Raw genomic sequence first — 24,538 nt, forward strand, 5'->3', positions numbered from 1 at the left:
TTAAATTATATACACAGGATAGGAAAGGCCATTGCAAGTCATATTTTGACACCCAAGGATTTAAAAAAATCGTTAACATAATACCGGGTTTCTATTGGCTTTGGAAACTCCATCGTTATCTTGTTATAATTTATAATTGCGTCAGCCAAGGCAGTTATATCATTTACATCTACTAAAAAACCATTTTTTCCGTTTTGGATCAATTTATTCATATATGGAATACAGTTGGTGGCAACTATAGGTTTTCTGAGGTATAGATTTTCAATTACAGTATTTGGCATTCCCTCCCATCTGGATGAAAGTACATAGAGATCTGAAAAAAAGAAAAACCTATAAGGATTATTTTGGTAATCCCAAAACTTTACATTATTTTCTAGCGAGAGTTCATGCACAATTTGTTCTAAACGTTCCTTTTCACCCAAGTCTTCTCCAATAATGTGTAAAAAAAATTGATTATTATTTTCAACAACGTATTTGAATGATTTTATAAGAATATCGAAACCTTTTTGTTTAGCCAATCTACCTGCTGCTACAACATTAATACGTTGTGGATCAAAAGGATTTTCGATTTTTTCAATTTTTGCATTGATATTATCTGTATCCAATGGATTTAATAGAACATGGACTTTGGTCGCGTTGATGTTATGATATTTAATAATTTCATCTTTCATCTCAGGTGTTTGGGCCAAAACAAGATCCGCACTCTTATAGGCTGTTTCTAATAAGAACTTCGAGAAAAGGCCCATTCTCTTATTTTGTAATAGCAGCTTGGGAGAGTTCTGGCTTCTCATTACAACTATAGGTCTATTTTGAACATTTAACAATGCAAAGTAGAGTGCTTCATGAGTGCGGAACAGTGTTGAGTAAATGACATCCGGACTGATTTGCAAAATTTTTTGTCTAAGTTTGAAAATTGAAAACATCGTTTTTGATACTTTTATATCATGCAATGTAATATCCGAAGGCAAATACTCAAAAGAAGGACCATCACTGCACATCACTAGTAAATGAATATCAAATATATTCCTATCTAATAGTCTCATGATATTTATGGTAACTCTTTCGGCACCACCACCGACAAGTTGTGCTAAAACAAAAAGTACTTTAATCTTTTTTTTCATTGTCTACACTTTTTATTGTATATTGATTTTCCAATTCTACGATTACGAATATAAATAGTAGTAAAAATAATAATGTTTTATTTCTGTATGAGACAAGAGCAAAATCCATTAATAGTATAATACCTACTATCGCTAAAAAAATCGTTTTCAAAAAAAAATCTTTCATACGAAGAATTTTCTTAACTAAGAAAAAATATATTGAATAAAAAATCATCATTCCCACCAATCCTACACCGACCAGTAATTCAATATAGTTGTTATGAGAATACGTATGTGCGAATTCACGAAAATTGTCCAATCCGTAACCAAATAAAGGTTTATCTTTAAATAAACCCCATCCTAATTCTATAAAATATTTTCGTTCTCCAGTGCTTCCAAATTTAGTTTGGTGCTGAGATGTAATTTGAGAGTGAAAATTACTAAATCTTCGTTCTATACCATTAAGAGTATTCATAATATCATCTAAAGTAATAAAGTTATAAATCAACACTATACCAATAATACTCAGCATGATAAGTTTAAGTACTGTTTTTGGTTTTTTTATGGATTTGATAGATAATATTAAAAAAATGAAGATAAGTAGAAAACCAAAAATAACTCCTTTTTTCGACAATGTCAGCATTATCATATATGCCGCTAAAAGTATATTGATATATTGGTAATAAAGAAACATTGTGTGGATTTCTTTTTTTTTATGTAAAATTACAATACTTGCAAATATTGATGCGATCATAACAATAGCCAATGAGTTGGCATTGCCTACTGTTCCGAAATATCTTTCTCCCCATGCATCTATAATTGGAAAGGGCGCAGGGATAATTTCAAGTATAAATACATAATTTACAAAAGAGCCTAAAAGAACACCGTATAAAAATGTATTTTGCAGATCGAATTTTTTCATGCTATTGTATATAACAAATAAATTGATCAAGATAATAAAAAGTTGAAGACTCCGAAATGATGGATTATCAAAATTAACACCCCACAAGGAACTTGCCAATGCTATAAAAAGAAATAAAGCATATACATTGATCATTTCATTAATCTGAAATGTTCTTTTTGTTATAAATAATAAAATAACAAAATTACTAATTACTAATATATTAACAGAATGCGCAATATATGTATAATTTATGTCAAAAACGATAAAGCATCCAAAATATAACGTTAAAAGGATCGATAAAGATTTAATTAATAGATTTTGCATTTCAAAACTTCATTTATTTGCTTTTGAACTTTTAAGAATATTTATAAAATGTTCCACTCTCAATATATTGCTAAAGAATTTATTGAACTCCCCTTCTTCAAATACAAACGTATCATTTTTCAATATATAGCGGCCTGGGATGCCATTTAAATACATTTGAGGACGATCATAAGCGCCAAAATGCGTTTGTAACTCATTTATAAGATATTCGCCGTTTACTGTTTCAAAAATATCCACAGACATCGAATAGAATCGACCTTGTTCACAAACATCTTTGACTAGACAGAGAAGTTCTCTAGGCGGATCGACCCATCCAACAGCATCAATACCACTGCCACTTGCAAACTCTCCTTTTAAAAGTTTTTGATGACCAAAATAAGAATCTCCGATTTTTATGATTCTCCATTCCCATTTGATTTTATGGTATTCTTGGATAATGACATAGTGCTTTTGAATTGCACCAAAAGCTGGAAACTTTAATCCATTAAGTTTATTGGATTTAAAAAAAGGAACTTTCCCAATAGCAAACAAGCTTTGAAATCTACCGAAAACACTTATAATTATTTTTTTGGCATGTTGTTTGTTCTTCACAATTGTCACACCAGTTGCGGAAGCACCTACATTGGATTTGAACACAATGGGATAGACGCAGTTCTCAATGTACAATAGTGCATCTTCTTTTCTGGAAAAAACGTTGGTTTTAGGATGTGGAAAATTCATAATCTCAAGAAAATAAGCCATATTTCTTTTATTTTCGTATATAAACTGTTCATCAAATGAAGGATAAATTGGCTTATTTAGAAATTTATGAATAAAATATATTTTTTCATCATAAATACTTTTTCTTTCTTGATAGTCGCATGGTGGTCTGCATAAAAATCCATCGCAGTTACTCGACCGTACTTTATCTATCCAGTCTGCACATAAGATATCGATAACTTCATAATTAATCTTCAAATACTCACATGCATTGACAAAACGACTATAATGTAATTTATCCCACGCTTTTAAAATACCAAGCTTCATCCATACCCTTTTTGATTAATTTTTCCTTGAATATTCTTTTATTTAATAAAAAGATTTTGATATTAATAATAAATGATTATTGACTATGTACGCCTTAATGGTTGGAAGCATTGATTTCGTCAAATTTCATATTCATAACATCCTGATTAAAGGCATTAAATATTGAAATATCATTTACCGACCATAAACGCGGCATAACCTTATTTTTGGTTGTTTATAAGCTTAACCCCCCCACCCCTTCTATTCATTAGTATAATTCGGAAGAATCATTTTGTATAAATAAATTGATGTAAATATTTTATAAATTTTGGAAATAACCGTAAATAATACAAAATCAAAAACTTAAATGATTTAAAAGCATACAAATTATAACTTAATTCTATGTTTTTTCTGAACTCTTTATAAAAATCATTTTTCAAGTAGAGAATTGACATTCTGTAATAATGATTTGATATCCTTTGGTCAAATTCTTTTTGATAATTAAAATTCAAATATTTATTTAACTCATTTAGTGACTTAATAGAATCATGATGCCATTTTATCTTTCTGTCAATATCAATATTTTTCAATGATGTTGACCAGGACCCTTCTACGCCTTGTCTGTAAACCGACATAACCCTGTCTATATACAAAGCACCTCCATTCAGAGCACCTAATACTTGCATATAATAATCCCCAACAGTGGTCTCTACAAAAAAATCCGGAAGGTTATCGATTACTTCCCGATGAAAGATGGTTGAAGCGGTAGGGGTAAAGCCACCGCCACCGAGAATCACTTCCGAAGTACTGAATATTTTATTTTTATTAGCATGTTTGGCAATAATCTTTCCTGTTTCAGCATTATCGATTCTTGCTTCCGCAGGGTGGAAGCTCATGTGACAGTCAGGATTTCTTTCCATTAAATCAATTTGAATTTGTAGTTTTTTCGGATCTATCCAGTAATCATCGCCGTCAAGCATGGCGATATATTTTCCGCTACAGTTTTTCAATGTAGTCATCACATTTTTTTTCCCGCCCATATTTTTTTCATGCAACAAAAGTTTGAGTTTATCAGGATACTTCGCTTTATAGTCAAGTAAAATCTTGCGAGTATTATCCGGTGAACAATCTTCTCCGACAACTATCTCATACTTGAAGCCCACCTCTTGCATCAGGATGGAATCCAAAGCCTGTGCAATATATTTTTCATGATTATAAGCTGTCAAGCAGACCGAAACAATGATATCGTCATTTTGATATTCCTGCATACCTATCTCTCCTTACTTTCAAATGCTAATTTTTCTTCTTATAACCTGCAACGCCTGGTTTCTGAATGTCATAAAAGGGGCTGTCCGAAAAACTGCACTTGTAAAAAAATACAGAAACGTAAATAAAAGTCCCTTTATGACGATCAGTAAAATGTTATTTAATTCCAGGTCCGATGTAATATACACAACTAAAATTACTGTGGAAACCGATAGTAACATTTGAACGATCATCGGCTTTATAAACTGAAGTACCGACAAATGAATCTCACGCGAAGCAAACAGTGTATTTAATATCACGGACAAAACAGAAACAACGACAAGTCCGTAAAGATATCCCTCAATCCCCCACAAAAAACCAACATAGAAGTTAATACTAATCAGGATTTTTTTGTAAATCTCCAAACGCAGAAAAGCCTTCGAGTTTCCTTTGCCTTTCAAAATATTGACTAACAAAGCACTAATGGGATATGCAAACCCGCTGAGCACGAGGATCTTGAAGTACGCAGCTGTGGGAAGCCACTTTTCCGTAAAAAGCATCACGATCAGCTCTTCTGAGATTAGGTACATACCGCCCAGCAGTAAAAAAAGGATAAAACAGATAACCTCCAACGTTCGAATGGCAATGTGCTGAAACCGCGGCAGATCATTTTGCACTTTACTCAGGATAGGGAACAGCACGGCCATAATGCTACTGGAAGAGTACGTGACGATCAACCCATCCAAAGCCTTAGCCTGTTGAAAAAAACCTAATGCTGCCGGCGTGAACAGTTTCCCTATGATGATGATATCAAGACGGGTAAAAATGGTCTCCAACAACCCGGACAAAAATATACGAAATCCGTATCCCCACAACTGCCGCAAAGCTTTAAAGGAGAACAATAAGGAGGGTGTCCATTGGGATGCAAACCAGATAAAAAGGTTGTAAAACACCACTCTTGATAGAGCCTGGGCAACCAGGCTCCAGACCCCGGCCCCGTAAAATGCCAAGGCAACACCTGCTATACCACTGAGCAATGCAGACGCGAAATTGACTTTTGTTAAAGCGGCGTATTTCAACTCTTTACGTAATATATTGGTATGCACACTGCTAAATGCGGTAAAAAAAAACATGATAGACATCACTTGGACGATCGGGATAAGCTGTTCATTTTTATAGAACTCGCTTACCAGCGTAGCGGAGGAATAAGTGATGATCGTTAAACAGGCACCTACAAAAATATTGAAATAAAAGACGGAAGTATAATGGATCGGCAGAACCCTACGGCGCTGGATCAAAGCACCGCCGAGGCCGACATCGGTAAAAACTTTTGCGACAGTAACGATGACCATCACCATTGCGACAAGACCAAACGCTGACGGTTCCAGCAGTCGTGCAAGAAAGATCATTACCACAAAGGCGGTTCCGTGCATGGCCATTTTTCCAAAAAAGTCCCAGAGAAAGGCCGTTGCTCCTTTTGACTTCAGGTTATCCATTAAATATAATTCCTTCCATCTACCACTATAGTCGCTATACAAACTCAATGTCAATTAATGAATTGTTCAAATGTTTATATCATAAAATATCTCTTTACGGTGCACTATTCAGTGAAATTCATTCTCTTGGTTGATTAAGCGTTTGAGACTTCACACTAAAACTCTTTATCAACTCTGGCATGCAGATAATCTAACTTCTCTTATACCAGCTAACACCAGCATGGAAAACGGATGCATAAACCATTGGTTTATCATAAATCGGCAGCAGTTGCTTTGGCAATAGATTAAAGGCTTGTCCCGCTGTAATCTGCAAGTATGATACCTTTCACAATTACAGCCTTCCATCTGACAATTCAACATCTAAAAACGATTTGATATCAAAGACAACCTGATGTTCTGACTTATGTATTTCAAGTTTACGAAACGCGTCATGGGAAACTGCAAGTACAATTGCATCATACGATTCCATGTTCAGACTATCAATCAAATCAACACCGTATTCTCGTTGAACGTCCTCTTTTTCTGCCCATGGGTCATAAATATCTACATAAGTGCCAAAGTCTTGTAATTCCCGAATCACATCGATCACCCGTGAATTGCGGATATCTGGACAATTCTCTTTAAATGTAATCCCTAGTACAAGGACTTTGGAACCTTCAATTTTCTGTCCTTTTTTAATCATCAGTTTAATCACCCGGTTGGCTACATATATTCCCATATTGTCATTGAGCCTACGTCCCGACAGGATAATCTCGGGGTTGTATCCCACTTCTTGAGCTTTGTAGGTCAGGTAATATGGGTCTACACCTATGCAGTGCCCTCCAACAAGTCCTGGTCTAAATTTTAAAAAATTCCATTTAGTTCCAGCTGCCTTTAACACCGCATTAGTGTCAATACTCAACTTGTTAAATATAATAGCTAGTTCATTCATAAAGGCGATATTGATATCACGTTGAGAGTTTTCAATTACTTTTGCTGCTTCGGCCACTTTAATGCTGGGAGCAAGATGTGTTCCCGCTGTAATAATACTTTTATATAACGAATCAACCTTTTGTGCAACGTCAGGTGTTGAACCAGAGGTTACTTTCTTTATCTTGGTCACAGTATGTTCTTTGTCCCCCGGATTTATACGTTCCGGCGAATAACCGCAAAAAAAATCTTTGTTAAAAGTCAAACCGCTGAATTTTTCAAGCACAGGCACACACACTTCTTCCGTTGCACCCGGGTATACTGTCGACTCATAAATAACGATATCATCCTTCTTCAATACTTTGCCTATAGATTCGCTTGCTTTAATTACAGGCATAAGATTCGGACGTTTATGTTCATCCACTGGAGTAGGAACACTGACAATATAAAAATTACATACTTTGATATCATCCAGGTTGGTACTGAAAGAGAGTGTGTGATTGGTGATAACATTCGTCAAATCATCATCAGCTATCTCTAACGTTCTATCATAGCCATTTTGCAATTCATCAACGCGCCATTGCGCAACATCGAAACCAATTGTCTCATATTTTTTACCAAACTCTACCGCTAAAGGTAATCCTACATAGCCCAAACCGATGATTGCGATTTTAGTATTTTGCATGTTCTCTCCGTTACAACTTAAAAAATTCTCTGTACCATGCGACAAAGTTATCTATACCTTTTTGCACGGGTGTTTCAGGTTTATAATGTAAATCTTCAACCAAATCATCTACATTGGCATAGGTGGCAGGTACGTCACCTGGTTGTAATGGCATCAGATTCTTTTCTATTTTTTTCCCTACCGTCTTTTCAATAGCTTCAATAAAATCCATTAATTTCACCGGATTGTTATTACCTATGTTATAGATCTTATATGGAGCACTTGAACTCGATGGGTCCGGTTTCTTTCCATTCCAGTTAGGGTTACTTTTTGCCGGACTGTCCATAACGCGGACAACGCCCTCAACGATATCATCAATGTAGGTAAAGTCACGCAACATATCGCCATTATTAAAGACATCGATTGTTTTATCCTCCAGCGCTGCCTTAGTAAATAAAAACAGTGCCATATCCGGCCTTCCCCACGGGCCATAAACCGTAAAGAACCTCAATCCTGTCGTCGGAAGGTTATAAAGATGGCTATAAGTATGGGCCATAAGTTCATTACTTTTTTTAGTTGCAGCATACAAGCTCATAGGATGATCAACATTGCTTGAAGTTGAAAAAGGCATCTGCTCATTTAACCCATACACAGAAGAACTGCTTGCATATGCCAAATGTTTTACATTATTATGACGGCACCCTTCAAGAATATTTATAAATCCACTAATATTGCTTTCAATATAGGCAAAAGGGTTTTCTATAGAGTAACGCACGCCGGCTTGCGCTGCCAAGTTTACTACTTTATCAAATTTCTCTTTTTCAAATAACTCCAAAACTGCTTTACGGTCTTCAAGATTGAGCTGCACAAATTTGTAATTTGGGTACTTGCTGCTTTGAATAAATTTGGCATACACTATTTTTTCTTTTTCAATGCCTGTTTCTTGCAATCTGCCATACTTTACATTCACATCATAATAGTCATTAATGCTGTCTAATCCTATGACTTCATCGCCGCGCTCAAGAAGTTTTTTCGCAAGATGAAATCCTATAAATCCTGCAGTTCCTGTCACCAAAATTTTCACGAACTGACTCCTATCTGAAAATACTCAAAACCCATATCATGCATCCGCTCTTTACTGTACTGGTTACGGCCGTCAAAAAAGACCGCCGATTTAAGCAGTTTGTGGATCTCGCCGAAATCCGGGCTTCTGAACTCCTGCCACTCTGTCACCAGGATGACGGCATCGGCACCGGTGAGCGCTTCGTATTTGCTGTCAACATAACGGACACGCGCATTGCCTTTGAGATAAAAATTCTCCGCCTCATGCCGCGCTTTCGGGTCATACGCGACAATTTCGGCACCGCGGGAAGTAAGTTCATTTATGATGGTAATGGAGGAAGCTTCGCGCATATCATCGGTCTCCGGCTTGAACGCCAGTCCCCAAACAGCAAAAGTCCTGCCGGAAAGGTCTTCTCCAAAGCGTCTGATCACCTTGTTTGAGATTACGCTCTTTTGATCGTAGTTGACCGCTTCTACCGCTTCTAGAATGCGCGGGGTATAGCCATGTTTTTTTGCCGTTTTCGCAAGCGCCTGCACATCTTTCGGGAAACAACTGCCGCCGTAGCCGCTACCCGGGTAGATAAAGCTGTACCCGATACGGGCGTCCGACCCGATACCGTTACGGACCTTATTGACATCCGCCCCTACCCGCTCGCAGATATTGGCGATCTCGTTCATAAAGGAGATCTTTGTCGCCAACATGGCATTGGCGGCATATTTGGTCATCTCCGCACTTTTTACATCCATTTCAATAAAACGGTCACGCGTTTTCATAAACGGCCCATAAAGTTCGCGCATCATCTGCATCGCTTTGTCACTCTCCGCTCCTACAACGACACGGTCTGGCTTCATGAAATCTTCTATCGCCGCGCCTTCCTTTAAGAACTCAGGATTAGAAACTACATCAAACTTCAGATCGCTTCCGCGTCTGTCAAGCTCAGCCTGAACAGCCGCTTGTACCTTATCTGCCGTTCCTACCGGAACCGTGGATTTATCAACGATGACCATGTAGTGCTGCATATGTTCACCGATGCTTTTGGCAACGGAGAGAACATACTGCAGATCGGCACTGCCGTCTTCGCCCATCGGCGTGCCCACCGCGATAAAAATGATATCTGTATTTGCAACTGCTTCCGCGACATCTGTTGTAAAACTGAGACTGCCGTTTTTATGGTTTTTCAATACCATCTCTTCAAGACCCGGCTCATAGATCGGGATGATGCCGTTTTTCAGGTTTTCTATTTTTTTCTTGTCGATATCCACACAGATGGTACTGTTACCCATCTGCGCGAAACAAGTTCCACTCACCAGGCCTACATAGCCTGTCCCGATAACACTGATTTTCATTTATTCACCCCGCAAAAATCCAAAACAATTTTATACTCAGTATTCAAATTACCGAACTCTTTATGCGACACTAAAAACACCACAATATCTGCTTCGTTGACAGCTTGTTCAAAATCAACCAGTGTAAACTCATCGGACTTATGGATGTTGGGTTCAACGGCCAAAACATCAAGATTCTCGGAAACAAGCCTTCTTGTAATATAAAGAGCCGGGGACTCCCTCAAATCGTCGATATTCGGCTTGAACGCAAGCCCCATACATGCAATTTTCGCCTCTGAGCCATGTTCTTTTTCATACGTCAATGCGGCATTTTTAATCTTTTCTATTACCCACTCGGTTTTATACATATTTACTTCTCTTGCCGTACGGATCATCTTCGCATCTTTTCCGCCTTTATGCACAATAAACCAAGGGTCAACCGCGATACAGTGTCCCCCTACTCCTGCTCCCGGTCTGAGAATATTGACCCTTGGATGACGGTTTGCAAGCGCGATCAGTTCCCATACGTCAATACCGAATTTATCACATAGTATAGAAAGTTCATTGGCAAATGCGATATTGGTATCACGGAAGCTGTTCTCGGTCAATTTTGCCATCTCTGCCGTTTTGGCGTCGGTTTGCAACACTTCACCGTCAACAAACGTCTTATAAAATGCAGCCGTCACTTTGGTGGCTTCCGGTGTAATACCCCCGACAATCCGATCATTCGCAACCAGTTCCTGCATAATCTGCCCGGGCAGTACCCTTTCCGGACAATGGGCTATATAGATACTTGAAATGTCAACGCCGTTTTGCTCCAAAACTTCGGCTACCTTCTCCGTTGTACCGACTGGCGATGTTGATTCCAGAATGACGATATTTCCGGCTTTGACATAGGGCGCAATCGACTTCGTGGCATCGATCACAAAATCGATATTCGGTACAAACCCCTCGTAAAAAGGTGTCGGAACGGCAATAATGAAGATATCGGACTCCTTAGGCAGGGTATCCGCTTCCAATCGACCCGAATTGACGGCGGAACGGACAAATGTGTCTAGTCCGGGTTCAACAATATGAATCTTTCCGTGGTTGATCGTGTCAACCGTACTTTGTATGATCTCGACTCCGTGGACTTTATACCCCCGGTTTGACAACAATGCCGCTGTCGGCAAACCGATATAGCCTAATCCTACAACACAGATTGTTTTATTTCGCATTACTCTCTTCCTTTTATAAATTCTACAATTCTCGAACAGGCGAGCCCATCGCCGTAAGGGTTATGTGCCTTTGACATATTCGCATACGCCGCTGCATCATCCAGAAGTTTTTGCGCCTCATCGATGATTTTTCCGGGGTCTGTTCCCACAAGCTTGACTGTGCCCGCTTCCAGGGCCTCAGGACGTTCTGTGGTGTCACGCATCACCAGTACCGGCTTGCCGAGGCTTGGGGCCTCTTCCTGCACGCCGCCACTGTCTGTGATAATGAAATAGGATTTTTCCATCAGGTAGATAAACGGTTCATATCCCATCGGTTGTATCAGATGGACATTTTTGACACTTTCTAGTATCCGATGAACCGGTTGCTGAACATTGGGATTCAAATGCACAGGATAGACAATATCGACTTCCGGATTATTTTCCGCCAATGCTTTAAGGGCCGTACAGATGTCAATAAAACCCTGCCCGAAATTTTCCCTGCGGTGTCCCGTCACCAGAATGAGTTTTTTTCCCTCATCAAGATTATACTCCTCATTGATCCGGGCAATGACCCTTTTTTTCAGGGCGTCATCACTATTGATCGCCTTTAATGCAAAAAAGAGTGCATCAATGACCGTGTTGCCTGTAACCAAAATGTTCTTCTGATTGATTTGCTCTTTCAGCAGGTTCTCTTTACTGGTCTGTGTCGGGGCAAAATGGTAGGCGGCAAGCTGGGAGGTCAACCGCCTGTTTGCTTCTTCCGGCCAGGGGCTGTAGATATTGCCGGTTCGCAAACCGGCTTCCACATGGCCAACAGCTATTTTTTGGTAAAAGGCTGCCAGCGATGCAGCGATCGTTGTTGTGGTGTCGCCATGGACCAGGACAACATCCGGACGATAATCCGAAAGCACCTCTTTCATACCCAAAAGCACGGCGGAGGTCACGTCATAAAGGTCCTGGCCTGCCTTCATAATATTTAAATCATACTCCGGCGCAATGGCAAATATCCCCAGTACCTGATCGAGCATTTCCCTGTGCTGCGCAGTCACACACACTTTTGTTTCTAAAGCAGCCTCTGCCTGAAATGCTTTTACAAGCGGCGCCATCTTGATGGCTTCAGGACGGGTTCCAAATACTATGAGGACTTTCTTTATCATTAGCTTTCCTCCAACTCAAGCGCCATCTGGCGGATCAGCACGATATCATCATATTACATAAAATCACAGTATAATATTTCATACTACTTTAATCTTATTTAAATTAATTGTATCAAAAAATAACCCAAAATGGGTTCGTTGGACTGAGCTTTCCAACGCGACGATTTAGTTTATCCAGGAAAACCTGCAATTGTGCACGCGCACTCTTTATAAGGACAATCCTTTGTTATCATGACATTCTTTTAAGTTTTGGAGGATACACCGATACGATTTAAATGTGCCACACCTATGCAAAGCCATAGGCGGAATAAAGAGGTTAGCGACTGGTAGTGCAAATAGTTATCTGCAAAGATGAGGAGAGAAAGACGATGGTCCCGAAGATTCAGAGCCAAAAACCTGCAACGTTTACTCGTAGTAGCCTTTGCTAGAGCCGTAGCCGTAACCGTAGCCATAGCCGTAACCATGGCGTTTGCTCGATTCAATGCCATTAAGAATAAAGCCGAGATTATTGAGGTCATGTTCTTTAGAGAACTTGTCCACATTTTTAAGATAGGCTTTCTTCGAGTAGTTCGCACGTGTCACGATCAAACCGATATCGGCCGTCTTCAGCAGGATCATCGCATCGCTCACCAGACCGATCGGCGGTGTATCAAAAATAATATACGCATACTTTTCCGAGAGTGTTTGAATCAGTTGCTCGAAACCTTCTTTCACCAAAAGCTCCGATGGGTTCGGCGGCTTCGGTCCCGAAGTGATGACATCAACATTTTCCAAGACCTCTTTTTGCAGGGCCTCTTCGAGTGTGTTGCTGCCTGAAAGCACGGAGCTCACACCGATCTTGTTCGTAATATTGAACTCTTCATGCATACGGGAACGACGCATATCCAGATCAAGTATGATCACTTTTTTGCCGGTTGCGGCAATCATCTTGGCCAGTGAAACCGCGATAATTGTCTTGCCTTCACCCGAGATCGAAGAGGTCAATGCAACGATCTTGGATTTTTTGGTACCGCCCACAAACTGCAGGTTCGTACGAAGCACACGCATCGCCTCTTCAAACTGCGAATACCCCCTCTTGTTCTTACGTTGCGGGATAGCACCATAGAGGGGAATAGTGCTGATCTTATCGAAATCCTCAGCTGTTTTAAGGGTATCGTCCAGAAAAGAGCGTAAAAAGGCCGAAGCGACCCCGACGATAAGCCCAAGGATCATCCCCACTAAAATAATAAACAGACGTTTTGGTTTGATAGGGAGCTTCGGCAGCAGTACCGAATCAAGCACACGTGTTTTCGATATGGTCGAGGAGCTTAAGATTGCCGTTTCGGCCCGTTTTTCCAACAGATAATTATAGACTTTCTCGTTGACCGTCGTATTACGCGTCAGGTTCGCCAATCTTCGTTCATTTTCAGGAAGTGCTTCCAGCGAACGTTGATATTTGCTAATATACTGCTGCAGCTTCTGTTTGCGCTCTTCGATGATGCGCAGATCATTCTTCAGTGTATATTTAATCGATGATTTCAAAGAGTTGATCGTTTCTGTCAGTTTGATCACATCCGGATGCAGTTCGGTGAACTCGACCAGGAGGGATTGACGTGCCATCATGTTCTCTTGAAACTGTTGGATCATCTGCGCCAGTGCCGGATCCGTAGCGCCGGCAGAGCCCAGGCTGATACCGGCGAGATCTTTGCCGGTATTGACGAACTCCTGAACATTCTTCAAGATACTCGATTCGATCTCAAGTGTCTGGAGCCGACTCTCATACTCAGCCATGTTCTGTGCCGTGATCATCGCCTGCTGGCCGGTATCGACAATCGTATGTTTCGCACGGAACTGCTCCAGCTGCCCCTGGGTTCGCTCAACATCCTTGTTGATCTCGGCGATCTGTGCATCGATAAAGGCCAAGGCTCGATCCGCCTCCAGGGTCTTCTCCTCCAGCTCTTGCTGCAGGTAGCGTTCTATCAGGGCGCTGAGCACCTGTTTCGCACGGAGCGCAACGTTGTCTTGAAAAGTGATCTTCAGTATCGAACCATTTTCAGAAGCCAAAGCGGTCGAAAGGCCTTCGTTAATAAACTTGTGCATCGCTTCATTGGGTGTGATCGAAAAGGAATACTCTTTTTCAACCGGGTCAACGATCTTTTCGATCTTAATACTGAACCACCCGGTGACGATCTCTTCGCCGAATCTATGTATATCTTCGTAAGGTTTCGGTTCATCCGCAGGCGCTTCGATAAAACCAAACTGCCGTAAAAGTCTCTCTCTTATCTCTATATCAGGCGTCATCCTCAGAATGAAACGGTCACTGCCCAGCATATCCATATAAAAACGGGTTCCATTTAAACGCTTATCGAGCGTTTTTGCCGTCACTAAAAATGGGGAAGCACGATAAAGCTCGACAGTACGGTAATTGCGCTTCGTAAAGTACCGTGTACCGATATCGAGCCCAGCAAGGACCTTCTCCGCAAGGAAACGAGACTGGATAATATACTGCTCATCTTCGAGATTGGCACTATTTCCGGCAAGAGCAAGGGCCATCGTATCACTGTTATCGCCTCTCAAACGAGGATCTTCTCGCTGGAGTTCTATTGTCGTCGCCGCTTCATAGACATTGGGTGTAAAATAGGCAAAGACGGCCGAACCGATGGTAAAGACGATCATAAAAATAATAATAGAATATTTATACCGGTTGAGCGTGCTGAAGACCTCTTTGAGGTCGATCTCATCTTTATCGATGGTAGGGTATGTGTTCATATTACTCTTACCACGCTTTGGCTAGGTAGGTAATGCTTACAAACGGTTCTAACATCGACGCAACCAGCTGAAACGGCGGTGCGATCTCATCAAAGGCGAGCTGACGTCCTTTAGATGCACGCGGCTGTACATAGACGATATCGTTCGGTTTGAGATAAAGACTTGCAATCCTGACGGCCGACATCTGGGTCAGATCGATCGTACGGACCTGTGGGTTGCGCAGGTCCCCGCGGATTACCAGGATACCCCGGCGCTCTGCATAGTCGGTCAGGTCTCCCGAACGGGCGATCGCTTCGATCAGGTTCATCGTACCGTTTGTCACCTGTACTACACCCGGCGTGTTGACCTCGCCTAAAAGAAAGATGCGCTGATTCATGATCTCTACCGTGACATACGGGGTGCGAATGTATTTCTTATACTCTTTCATTAAATACTTCGCCGCCTCGTCTTGCGTATAGCCCTCGATCTTGACACTGCCGATCAGTGGCAGATCCACCGTCCCCTCTCGCGTTACCAAAAGACCTGTCGTCTCATCGGGTACTCTGCCCCCCGTTGGCGTGCCGCGTGAACTTGAACTGATCATCGCCGTCAGCTCGCCCGGACCTGACTGATTATAAACGATGATATTCACACGGTCATTAGGCTGTATCCTGTTCTCGAATACCATCTCATCCTGATACACCTTCTCGTTTACCTCCGTCGGCTCCTCCGAACGCTCGTCGTCCTGAAACAAGGTGTACCTTTTCATACTGCACCCGGAGAAAAAAAAGAGCGCCAAAACGGTGATCAAAATAGTTTGTCTTAACATTTTTTCACTTTGTATTAGTTTCTGCTTTATCTCTATATTCTAACTAAATTATTTGACATTTTGGTAAAGCCTTCGCGCCCTTTCGCCCCTTCTTGTAAAAAATTCTGATCAAAATTACCAAGTCAGTCCTGATCTATCCTGATTTTCTCGTACACGATCGTTGATGATGGATTGAAATAGTTCGGAAGAAATGTCATAGGATCAGACCTATGAACATTTACGATTATTATTGGGAGGTTTGATTGCCTGCTTTTTGTCTGTCAGACAACGATTAGATGCTCAGTTCAGCCTGGATCTTGTCATATTTTTTTTGACCTATTCCGTTGACATTCATAATGTCAGAGGTCTTCTTGAATTTGTGCTTTTGACGATACTTAACTATCTTTTCAGCCGTCCCTTTACCGATACCCGGCAGCGTCGACAACTCCTCAATTGATGCGGTATTGATATTGACCGCCCACAGTGATACACTCAGCATTAATGCTGAAACAAATGCTAAAAGCTTCATTTAACACTCCTTTTTTTAGGTTACGAAACATGGTACAGAACAACACATTAAATAAATATAAATAAATAAAAACAATATTTAATTCTTTTCGTTTCAAGCAGGAGTTTTAGAGTGTATATTTCCGATACGTGTACAGCGTAATCCCGCTTCTTCTTCAAATGAGATCGAGGAAGATGTGAGTACGCTTTTTCACACACTTCTTTTAAATCGTTCGATCCGTTTATATGGCTTTCTTTTTCTGCCGTGAGACCCAGAAAGATATGCGTGACGAAAAATGCATTGCTAATAGAGATACGATAGGTATAAAGCTGATGGGGAGGGGGTGATTAAGTGGCTCCGGATACTGGAAACCATTTTTAAAACCTCTATATACCATCAAATGCCCTATGTATCGAAGTTTTCAAAGTTAAAAGATTGTCAAAAAAAGGTGTCTTTTGGGTCATAAATAGCACCAAATGGACACCGACAATCTATAAATGTCCATAGGTGTCAAACGAGGCGCAGCATACGGCATCATTTTTTATTTTAGGTCTTCGCATATACTAAATTTTGTAAGTATTGTTTACTGGGACTAACTTTTCAGGCATTGTAATAAATACTGCCATCATCATGTTTGAAGGGGGCAGATCATTAATGTAAGAAATAGCGAACAGTGTATCTATCTCATCATCCAAGTCTTGTTGTATTGTGTCCATAATGCTAATGACATTAGACATGTCGTAGTCGCTCGTAATCCTGAAATGACATAACATGCCCTTTAAGTTATGATTAAATGCTTGAACTCTTTCGTGGAATGCTGGAACTAAAGAAGTGGAAACACTAAATTCCATCGTGTATATTTTAGATACATCACTAGTTATAGTATCAATATCATCTACATCAAACTGAATGTTGTTTGGGTTATCACTTGTGAGTGTTTGTAATTCGAATAAAAGTTCTTGTTTTGATATGCGTCTCATTTTAGCTTCTTCATTTATTTGATTTCGATCTGTTCCATGCCCGGTTTATAGTCAACCGCCTTGGCAAAGAATTAGGTATCTCGATAATATGATTCCATGAAATATCTAAACTGGTAAGTGATTCTAATGTAAAGACCTGCGGTGGGAATACTTCGAACCTGTTGTGTGAAAGATCGAGATGTTTTAGCTCTGTCAAGCGACTCAAAGCATCTGGTAAACAACTTAGCTCTTTATAGGAAAGATCTAAAGTCTGCAAGTTCATGACGACTTGAAGAGGATTCTTTTCTAAATGCTGTAGCTCGTATATCTGATGAGCTGCAGCAAAGTCTATAAGCTCTGCAACCCATGAGAAATTTTCAGTCTGTGTTATTACATCCATCACGTACTTCTAGTGTTAAGTTACCTGAAGTATATAAGTCTATAGCGACAACATCATGTCTGGTTTTATTAATCGCTACTATGTAGAACTTGTCTACACTACATTTATTGAAGTATCTCGTTCATTGCTGTCTTGATATTATTGACATGGTTTTTAAATTCTTCCAACAAAGTTTCTTTATCCACATCTGCATTAAAGTTAATATTGTCAATATAAAAACAATCTAGAAGCTCATCATTATCAGCATATTTATAAAATGTATATTTTCCTGATTTTCTGATTTTTTCCATCACCAATTTATCTTCAGAATATATTTGAAACATTAATGGTACTTTTTCGACTTCCCAAATTTCATAATCCACTCCAAACCATATTTTATATTTAGCATTGACATCAAAGTAATCGTTTAACGAGACTCCATAATATTCATCTTCATCTTCAATTTCCATTGTTGTGACATCTGCTATGAGTTCAACTATTTTATAGTTTGCATACTTCTCCCAAAAATATTTACTATCTAAAACTGCTGCAAGTCTTCTGTAGTTGCCTTCATTGTGAATCATGTATCTACCATCAATAAAATCATCATGCGCACTTTGAATATTTGAAGAGTTGTACGCAGGTTTATGCGCGTTAATCAGTAGTATTTCAGCCTTATCAATTAATTTTTTACTTAATATCTCGTCTTTTGACAATTTATTTAAATCACTCATAATTGTTCCAAGATATATTTGCACATTTTCAGCATCACTCCCATTTTCAATAACCCATCTATTTTTTAGTCGAGATCTGAAACCCTTTTTACCTTTTGTTCTGCCAATATATACCAGTACGTTATCTCCATACAGAGGATGACAACCATAAATTTGGTAAAGGCCAATATCACTTGCTTTAACTTCATACTTTTTAGAATCAATCCCATCTTTTTGGAGGATTTGTTCTATCGAAAATGGGCCTTCCCACAATACTTTTATCTCTTCTCTTTCAATCATCGTTGTTCCCTTTAATATATAATTTCAACTCTTGTTTAATGATGTCATCAATCCATAATGGTTCAATAATTCTAAGATGTGGAAGCCAATATTGAATGATCGGGATGATCTCCATCTCATAGGTAATGGTAACTACAAACTCCAGGGAACCATCTGAATGAGTGCTGATTATACGTTGTGTAGACAATGGCTTACGGTTAAAGTATTTAGCAACTTTTGCGTCGGCATATATGGTTACATCAAAGGGCTCTCTGTCTGACTGGAACCATATATTTATAGAATTCTCAAGAAGAGTTTCGATCTTAGTTGATGGTGAAAAAGAATCTCTGGTAACAATGACATTACTCACTTTTTTGAGATAGAGTTTGCGAACATATTCATCTTCATCAAGAGCAACCAGATACCAAAATCCCTCATAATTAACAATCTTTAGAGGTTTCAAACATTCTCGCCTAGGAGGCTCTTTTTCGTCATCATAGATACAAGTTATGATCTGTTTATTATTTATAGCCTGTTCGAGTTTTTGGATCTCGTTAAATTTATCACTAATATCTTCTATATTGAGTTTAGTATAAATAGGGTTGAACTCTTCATTTTTAATTTTTGAAAGAAGACTGTGTGCCGTTGTATAAAAGTTGCCACCGATATCCTCTGCCATCTTCTCCATAATATCAAGCACTAACTGTTCCTGAACAGTCTTGGTCTTTTCAACTCTAAAGCCCTTTTGCATCTTCCATTTTTTCTTCTCTTGGTAGATTGGAAAACTGCAGAGCTTTTCATTAAAGTCACGTTGTATCGTCTTAGTAGATACATTGTACTCATCTGCCAACTCTTTGACAGATAAAGCTTCACCGCTGTTAAGACGTGAAAGCGTTCTAGTTAAGCGTGTTAGAATTTTGTCATATTCATGATCCATAGCAGCCCTTTAGAATATTGTAGCTTTTAATGAATTATAAATAATGAACCGGACAGCATAATGTCCGGATTGTTTGTAATCTATTGTTTTTATATTGCGTTTTAACTACTTCACTCCGCAAAGTTTTTATTTTGCAACTACAGAACTTGAAATTGCAACCATTTTTATCTCTGGAACAAGCTTTAGATTTTTATACTTGACTTAGAAAAATATATAACTCTTAGTATACGGATGTACTCGTAACCAGTTTTATATAAAAGGATATTTATGTCAACACAATTAGTACCTATTATCTCAGATGAGAACAACAAACCTAAAAAACTTTGGAGTGAGGCGTTTCATTTATCAAGCATAACTGACAAAGATTCGAAGCAGTTCCAGCACTTCTTAAAAAAGATGAAAAATAATGAAAATGTCAAACACTTAATTTGCGGATGTCATCAAGATAACCCTGTTCAAATATCTATAAAACGTAATATTAGTAAAGAACATGATAAGAATGAAACTTTTCATATTGCTCATTTTCCAAAACAAGGAAACGACCATACAAGTTCATGTGATTTGAGCGATGACAAACCGGATTATCATGTGAACGAATATAATAAAATTGAAAGGGTACGTGAGTGTTTATTTGATGAACCGAAGAATTATATTAAAAAGGAGAACTTATCTAAAGCTCAGACAAGGAAACAGCATAGAAAGGCGAGAAAAAACTTTAGAGGAGTGGTAGAGGGGATGCTAGCACAAGCATACACTCATGCCTTTAATAGTGCGAATATACAGAAAAACAGACTTGACAGCCAAAGAATGACTAATGTAACGATCTCCGCTTTGTTAAAACGTTTTGATGAGACCCTAAGTTCAATAAAGTTCGGTCGTTCTTCAAAAGAGCAGTATCAGCAGAAAAAAAATGTTCAATTTAAGTATGGATTAACACATGAAAACTTACCTACGGTTAATAACAAATTAGACACTATCCAAACGGTAACTCTGGAGGGTATTCAATATGATATTGTTCCTAAAAATTTGCGTTACATGCATAATTGTGCAAGGATCAAAAAAAACACAGTTACAGCACCATACTTTTATTTTGTAGTTATAAAAAACAATGAGGTGGTTCGAGGGTTTATTTATCCAATTGTCATACATGACAATCTAATAGCAACCGTAGAAAGTGGATTGGAACGTGAAAAGGTTTTGTCACTCTTACAAGCGGGTAAAGTCATTTATAAACCGATTACTACAAATCTAATCGCATCGGCACTTACCAATAAAGGCGAATTAGCCAAAAAGTTTTTTAAATACAATAAAAACAACTATAGACCAGATGTAATCATTTTCGATAAAAATAAAATTAGAGTAAGTGAGATTCATGGAAATATGGGCAAAGATTATGAATTTGATTTCAGATCGAAGTTTGAACGATTTTACAGTAAATTTGATACAACTATTTTTGAATTTTTACAGATGTAAATTTCAACTGCGAAGCAACTAGGCATATTGGAATTTTTATGTCAGTCCACTATTGGCATATCCCTTTTGATGAGAATATCTAATCTTTACTCTTTGTATTGTGTTCGCAATGGTTTAAGTGATTTTAGCTGTTGGAGGTCATTGTGAATGACATCTAGCACTTGTTCAAGGTTTGTTTCATTTTCTTCTTCTTTGAACGTCCAAACAGCAGCTTTTTTCTCGTCACCTTCCAGGTTGTTGTAATGCCCGGCAACTTCGTTTTCCAATTTAAAATGGTGGCGCAAAGAATGAACAGCCAGCTTAAGATCATGTGAGGCGTAAAAACTTTTTTTGGTGATTAGCTCTATGATGGTGTAAGCATAATCGTATTGTCTTGCAGGATTTCCACTGTTTTCTATGTTCATCAAAAACTCTTCGTTTATGATGGTGTCGAGGGGAATGTAGAGTTCTTTTAACTGTTCTCTCGCAAATGTCTCTTTGTCACTGTTTCGAACGTGCAGACGTTGTAAAATGTAGGAGATAGCTGCACCTGCTAAAAGCCACAAAAGCTTTTCCATTCACAGTTCCCCTCTAAACGCCTGATCCAAAATAGAAGCTTTTAATGCTTTGAGAGCACCCATTTTATCTTTTTGAACAGATTTAATTTTTTCTATTTTTTGAGATACTTCATCTAAATACTTAACAATTTTTTGTTGAATCTGTAGAGGTGGTAGTGGTAATTCCAATGTCTTTATAAAATCTAATTTTACACCTTTTACAGTTGCACCAGTTCCATTATTAATAAGATATTCTTTAATATTTTTAAAATAGTTAAACAAAAACCTAATATTCACTTTATCATTTAAAGGCAATAAGCCTTTTAAATCTTGATTTATAGCTGTATCATGTTCCAAATAACAGACTTTACCTAATCCAACTCTCGTAGCAATAATAATTGCTTCTTTTGGAATAATATTTGATGAACTTTCTTCTAATCCCTTTTCAGTAATTGATAATTCTGTTTTTTTAATTGTTTCTACATTCATATCACCAACCGTAGCCCAGTTAATGTTTCCATTGTCCCAATATACTTTTTTATTTTTTGATGGTGTCCCACCCCCAATAATCTTTACTGTATTACCTAATTGATCTTTATCATACTTCTCTTCCAACTCCCCAAAAACATCATTCAAAACACTTCCCATAAACAGATCCGCTTCATCCATGTTTTTTTGATGCAGGGCTATGGATTTATCTATTTTTTCAAAGAGCAGATCGAGTTTAGAAACTAATCTTTGTTGTTCTGAAATTGGTGGGAGTGGCAAGTCAACAGATAATATTTGTTGTTTTCCTATATTGATTTGCAAACCGCCACCCCCCAAAGATTTGTAATAATCTTTTATTTGATGGGCTGTTAAGATATATCTTAAATATTTAACAACAACTTTCTCTAAATTAAAATCATACAATTTACCAACCCTCTGATTTAGCATAAATGTTCTACCATTTAAATTTGATACTAATGTAGGGTTCCCTAATATTCTCATCTCAGATGCCAAATCAGTCATTGCAATAATTAAGTCACCCTCGCTAAGAATGTAGTTTGGTAACTCAATAGCGTATTTATTGGGTAGATATTTTATTTTATGTTCTGCATCAAATTCACCATTAGGACGGATATTCCCCATCCTTATTATCACGGTATCAGACTTTTCTACATACTCTTTGGCTTTGAATGCATAACCATTCAATAAGTTGCAAACAGCACCTAATTTAGTCCACTCCCATCCTTCAGGAAGTTCATACAACTCATTCATTGATATCTTTACCTATTAAGATAGCTTCAATCTGATCCATCAATGCATTTATTTCGACGTTATTGAGTTTGATGTTCTCAACCAACTCAATCGGTGATTTATGTTCTATTGTTTCAACGTTGTTCGGGTTTTTAGCCGATATATCGAACTCTTTAATGTCGTTGACATTGACTATCCATGAGTTCTCTGTCAGTGTTCTATTTTCCCATACATTTAAAAACTCTTTGAAGTGCTCGTACTGGATCGGCTTGTTCTTTGTGAGTTTGTATGGTGGGTTTACTTCATAGTAAAAGATGTCAGAAGTAGAACCGTTTCTGTCAAAGAAGATGACGTTTGTTTTAACACCGCTGTACGGTAAAAATATACCTGCCGGAAGTGAAAGGATGGTGTGAACATTAAAACGCTCTAAAAGCTCTTTTTTGACCGACTGGAAGGCATTATTGGTTTGAAACAGAACACCCTCCGGAATAACCACGCCACATCTGCCGTTTAGTTTCAAGTAGTTCATCATATGTTGTAAAAACAGCAACTCTGTAGCATTGGACTTAACGGGGAAGTTTTGCTGGATGCTGTCGTTCTCTTTTCCACCAAACGGAGGATTGGCAAGGATGCAATCAAAACGATCTTTCTCCTCCAGTCCCCGAATGTCTTTGGTAAGTGTATTCATTTTTGAGATGTTAGGCGACTCTACTCCATGCAGGATCATGTTCATGACACCCATGACATAAGAGAGAGGCGTTTTTTCGTTTCCAAAAAAGGTATCTTCATTTAAAAACTTCAGCTGCGAAGTTGATAGCTCTCTCTGCTTTTTCTTTTCAAAATCTTCATATCGAATATGATGATAAGCCTCTATAAGGAATCCACACGAGCCTGAAGCAGGATCATAAACAGTTTGACCGATTTGAGGATTGACAACATCGGCGATCACTTTGATGAGTGGACGAGGTGTATAAAACTCACCACTGTTGCCTCCATCACTGCCCATATCTTTCAAAAGTTTTTCATAGACAAGTGAAAGTTGAAAAAGATCTGCCTGGTTATGGAAGTCCATAACATCAATGATGTCCAGAACCTCTCTAAGAGTATGCCCATTAGCGATGCGGTTGTCCAAAAATTCAAAGATGGCACCGATTTTGTATTTAATGGACTTTGGGTCTTCCGTAATCGATTTGAAGCCTTTAAGGTAGGGAAATAGCTTCTTATTTGTAAACTCCAAAAGGTCTTCACCACTCTTGGCATTGATAAGATCGATCTTCCCATCTTTTTTAGGACAAGCCCAGTTCCCCCATTTGAATTCATCATCAAGTATGTACGTATAATCTTGCCCATTAAGAAGTGCTTCGTCAGCTTTTGAATCTTCCAAGTCACTGAGGAATTTTAAGAAGAGTACCCATGAGATCTGTTCGGTGTACATCATCGCACCGCTGATGCCGTCGTCACGACGAAGAATGTCTGTTATTCTGTTTATTTTGCTTTCCAAGCTTTGCCTTTAGAATAACTATTAAAAATTTACTAATAGATTTACAGCTATTCACTACATTTTATTTTCGATTGAATTTATTATGAAAAGT

21 protein-coding genes are annotated in these 24,538 nt (G+C 38.6%); 1 reads left to right on the top strand and 20 read right to left on the bottom strand.

What is annotated here, in order from left to right; translation table 11 throughout:
• Positions 1-38: 38 nt before the first annotated feature.
• From WCY20_RS09800 to WCY20_RS09880, 17 genes are all read right to left on the bottom strand, one after another.
• On the bottom strand, positions 39-1,121 hold the full coding sequence (locus tag WCY20_RS09800) for a glycosyltransferase (protein WP_345974741.1): 1,083 nt from the start codon (positions 1,119-1,121) through the stop codon (positions 39-41).
• A complete protein-coding gene (locus tag WCY20_RS09805) occupies positions 1,105-2,022 on the bottom strand; it encodes an O-antigen ligase family protein (RefSeq protein WP_345974743.1) in 918 nt (305 codons plus the stop codon). Before WCY20_RS09805 ends, WCY20_RS09800 begins: the two co-directional genes overlap by 17 nt.
• 315 nt (positions 2,023-2,337) lie before the next feature.
• The gene (locus WCY20_RS09810; RefSeq protein WP_345974744.1) at positions 2,338-3,354 is read right to left on the bottom strand and encodes a hypothetical protein; all 1,017 of its coding nucleotides are present in this window, start codon (positions 3,352-3,354) and stop codon (positions 2,338-2,340) included.
• Positions 3,355-3,620: 266 nt separating this feature from the next.
• Positions 3,621-4,601: a glycosyltransferase gene (locus WCY20_RS09815; protein WP_345974745.1), complete on the bottom strand. Its 981-nt coding sequence runs from the start codon at positions 4,599-4,601 to the stop codon at positions 3,621-3,623.
• 18 nt (positions 4,602-4,619) lie between these two features.
• On the bottom strand, positions 4,620-6,074 hold the full coding sequence (locus tag WCY20_RS09820; protein WP_345974747.1) for a lipopolysaccharide biosynthesis protein: 1,455 nt from the start codon (positions 6,072-6,074) through the stop codon (positions 4,620-4,622).
• Positions 6,075-6,405: 331 nt separating this feature from the next.
• Positions 6,406-7,668, bottom strand: coding sequence for a Vi polysaccharide biosynthesis UDP-N-acetylglucosamine C-6 dehydrogenase TviB (tviB, locus tag WCY20_RS09825; RefSeq protein ID WP_345974749.1), 1,263 nt, complete (start codon positions 7,666-7,668; stop codon positions 6,406-6,408).
• Between the two features lie 10 nt (positions 7,669-7,678).
• Positions 7,679-8,731, bottom strand: a complete 1,053-nt coding sequence (locus tag WCY20_RS09830) for an NAD-dependent epimerase (protein ID WP_345974751.1) — start codon at positions 8,729-8,731, stop codon at positions 7,679-7,681.
• The gene (locus WCY20_RS09835) at positions 8,728-10,056 is read right to left on the bottom strand and encodes a UDP-glucose/GDP-mannose dehydrogenase family protein (protein WP_345974753.1); all 1,329 of its coding nucleotides are present in this window, start codon (positions 10,054-10,056) and stop codon (positions 8,728-8,730) included. The genes WCY20_RS09830 and WCY20_RS09835 overlap by 4 nt, the downstream gene beginning before the upstream one ends.
• A complete protein-coding gene (gene wecC, locus WCY20_RS09840) occupies positions 10,053-11,252 on the bottom strand; it encodes a UDP-N-acetyl-D-mannosamine dehydrogenase (RefSeq protein WP_345974755.1) in 1,200 nt (399 codons plus the stop codon). Before wecC ends, WCY20_RS09835 begins: the two co-directional genes overlap by 4 nt.
• Positions 11,252-12,388: a UDP-N-acetylglucosamine 2-epimerase (non-hydrolyzing) gene (gene wecB / locus WCY20_RS09845; RefSeq protein ID WP_345974757.1), complete on the bottom strand. Its 1,137-nt coding sequence runs from the start codon at positions 12,386-12,388 to the stop codon at positions 11,252-11,254. The genes wecC and wecB overlap by 1 nt, the downstream gene beginning before the upstream one ends.
• A gap of 405 nt (positions 12,389-12,793) precedes the next feature.
• Positions 12,794-15,136: a polysaccharide biosynthesis tyrosine autokinase gene (locus tag WCY20_RS09850; RefSeq protein WP_345974758.1), complete on the bottom strand. Its 2,343-nt coding sequence runs from the start codon at positions 15,134-15,136 to the stop codon at positions 12,794-12,796.
• 7 nt (positions 15,137-15,143) lie between these two features.
• Positions 15,144-15,944 carry a polysaccharide biosynthesis/export family protein gene (locus WCY20_RS09855; RefSeq protein ID WP_345974716.1) on the bottom strand — a complete coding sequence of 267 codons (801 nt, stop codon included), beginning with the start codon at positions 15,942-15,944 and terminating at the stop codon, positions 15,144-15,146.
• A 271-nt stretch (positions 15,945-16,215) separates the two neighbouring features.
• The gene (locus WCY20_RS09860; protein WP_345974760.1) at positions 16,216-16,452 is read right to left on the bottom strand and encodes a helix-hairpin-helix domain-containing protein; all 237 of its coding nucleotides are present in this window, start codon (positions 16,450-16,452) and stop codon (positions 16,216-16,218) included.
• A gap of 542 nt (positions 16,453-16,994) precedes the next feature.
• A complete protein-coding gene (locus WCY20_RS09865) occupies positions 16,995-17,411 on the bottom strand; it encodes a hypothetical protein (protein WP_345974761.1) in 417 nt (138 codons plus the stop codon).
• Between the two features lie 10 nt (positions 17,412-17,421).
• Positions 17,422-17,790 carry a hypothetical protein gene (locus tag WCY20_RS09870; RefSeq protein ID WP_345974762.1) on the bottom strand — a complete coding sequence of 123 codons (369 nt, stop codon included), beginning with the start codon at positions 17,788-17,790 and terminating at the stop codon, positions 17,422-17,424.
• A 104-nt stretch (positions 17,791-17,894) separates the two neighbouring features.
• Entirely contained in the window at positions 17,895-18,782 is an 888-nt protein-coding gene (locus WCY20_RS09875; RefSeq protein WP_345974764.1) for a hypothetical protein, read from the bottom strand.
• Positions 18,775-19,698, bottom strand: coding sequence for a WYL domain-containing protein (locus WCY20_RS09880; RefSeq protein ID WP_345974765.1), 924 nt, complete (start codon positions 19,696-19,698; stop codon positions 18,775-18,777). Before WCY20_RS09880 ends, WCY20_RS09875 begins: the two co-directional genes overlap by 8 nt.
• Positions 19,699-19,965: 267 nt before the next feature.
• On the opposite strand from WCY20_RS09880, the gene WCY20_RS09885 reads away from it, so the two are divergent.
• A complete protein-coding gene (locus WCY20_RS09885) occupies positions 19,966-21,171 on the top strand; it encodes a hypothetical protein (RefSeq protein ID WP_345974767.1) in 1,206 nt (401 codons plus the stop codon).
• Between the two features lie 86 nt (positions 21,172-21,257).
• On the opposite strand, the gene WCY20_RS09890 is transcribed toward WCY20_RS09885, so the two are convergent.
• From WCY20_RS09890 to WCY20_RS09900, 3 genes are read right to left on the bottom strand one after another with little or no spacing between them, the layout of a single operon-like run.
• On the bottom strand, positions 21,258-21,728 hold the full coding sequence (locus WCY20_RS09890) for a hypothetical protein (RefSeq protein WP_345974769.1): 471 nt from the start codon (positions 21,726-21,728) through the stop codon (positions 21,258-21,260).
• Positions 21,729-22,967, bottom strand: coding sequence for a restriction endonuclease subunit S (locus WCY20_RS09895; protein WP_345974771.1), 1,239 nt, complete (start codon positions 22,965-22,967; stop codon positions 21,729-21,731).
• Positions 22,960-24,447: a class I SAM-dependent DNA methyltransferase gene (locus tag WCY20_RS09900; RefSeq protein WP_345974772.1), complete on the bottom strand. Its 1,488-nt coding sequence runs from the start codon at positions 24,445-24,447 to the stop codon at positions 22,960-22,962. The genes WCY20_RS09895 and WCY20_RS09900 overlap by 8 nt, the downstream gene beginning before the upstream one ends.
• Positions 24,448-24,538 lie beyond the last annotated feature (91 nt).

This window comes from Sulfurimonas sp. HSL3-7 (assembly GCF_039645985.1).
GTDB classification, from domain to species: Bacteria; Campylobacterota; Campylobacteria; order Campylobacterales; family Sulfurimonadaceae; genus Sulfonitrofixus; species Sulfonitrofixus jiaomeiensis.

What these genes read in the sequence shown, in the direction of transcription:
- WCY20_RS09805 (WP_345974743.1), bottom strand. Translation starts at nt 2,022, where the DNA reads ATGAAAAAATTCGATCTGCAAAATACATTTTTATACGGTGTTCTTTTA.
- WCY20_RS09820 (WP_345974747.1), bottom strand. Translation starts at nt 6,074, where the DNA reads ATGGATAACCTGAAGTCAAAAGGAGCAACGGCCTTTCTCTGGGACTTT.
- WCY20_RS09895 (WP_345974771.1), bottom strand. Translation starts at nt 22,967, where the DNA reads ATGAATGAGTTGTATGAACTTCCTGAAGGATGGGAGTGGACTAAATTA.
- WCY20_RS09850 (WP_345974758.1), bottom strand. Translation starts at nt 15,136, where the DNA reads ATGAACACATACCCTACCATCGATAAAGATGAGATCGACCTCAAAGAG.
- WCY20_RS09810 (WP_345974744.1), bottom strand. Translation starts at nt 3,354, where the DNA reads ATGAAGCTTGGTATTTTAAAAGCGTGGGATAAATTACATTATAGTCGT.
- WCY20_RS09860 (WP_345974760.1), bottom strand. Translation starts at nt 16,452, where the DNA reads ATGAAGCTTTTAGCATTTGTTTCAGCATTAATGCTGAGTGTATCACTG.
- WCY20_RS09865 (WP_345974761.1), bottom strand. Translation starts at nt 17,411, where the DNA reads ATGAGACGCATATCAAAACAAGAACTTTTATTCGAATTACAAACACTC.
- wecC (WP_345974755.1), bottom strand. Translation starts at nt 11,252, where the DNA reads ATGCGAAATAAAACAATCTGTGTTGTAGGATTAGGCTATATCGGTTTG.
- wecB (WP_345974757.1), bottom strand. Translation starts at nt 12,388, where the DNA reads ATGATAAAGAAAGTCCTCATAGTATTTGGAACCCGTCCTGAAGCCATC.
- WCY20_RS09870 (WP_345974762.1), bottom strand. Translation starts at nt 17,790, where the DNA reads ATGGATGTAATAACACAGACTGAAAATTTCTCATGGGTTGCAGAGCTT.
- WCY20_RS09800 (WP_345974741.1), bottom strand. Translation starts at nt 1,121, where the DNA reads ATGAAAAAAAAGATTAAAGTACTTTTTGTTTTAGCACAACTTGTCGGT.
- tviB (WP_345974749.1), bottom strand. Translation starts at nt 7,668, where the DNA reads ATGCAAAATACTAAAATCGCAATCATCGGTTTGGGCTATGTAGGATTA.
- WCY20_RS09835 (WP_345974753.1), bottom strand. Translation starts at nt 10,056, where the DNA reads ATGAAAATCAGTGTTATCGGGACAGGCTATGTAGGCCTGGTGAGTGGA.
- WCY20_RS09815 (WP_345974745.1), bottom strand. Translation starts at nt 4,601, where the DNA reads ATGCAGGAATATCAAAATGACGATATCATTGTTTCGGTCTGCTTGACA.
- WCY20_RS09890 (WP_345974769.1), bottom strand. Translation starts at nt 21,728, where the DNA reads ATGGAAAAGCTTTTGTGGCTTTTAGCAGGTGCAGCTATCTCCTACATT.
- WCY20_RS09885 (WP_345974767.1), top strand. Translation starts at nt 19,966, where the DNA reads ATGTCAACACAATTAGTACCTATTATCTCAGATGAGAACAACAAACCT.
- WCY20_RS09875 (WP_345974764.1), bottom strand. Translation starts at nt 18,782, where the DNA reads ATGATTGAAAGAGAAGAGATAAAAGTATTGTGGGAAGGCCCATTTTCG.
- WCY20_RS09880 (WP_345974765.1), bottom strand. Translation starts at nt 19,698, where the DNA reads ATGGATCATGAATATGACAAAATTCTAACACGCTTAACTAGAACGCTT.
- WCY20_RS09855 (WP_345974716.1), bottom strand. Translation starts at nt 15,944, where the DNA reads ATGTTAAGACAAACTATTTTGATCACCGTTTTGGCGCTCTTTTTTTTC.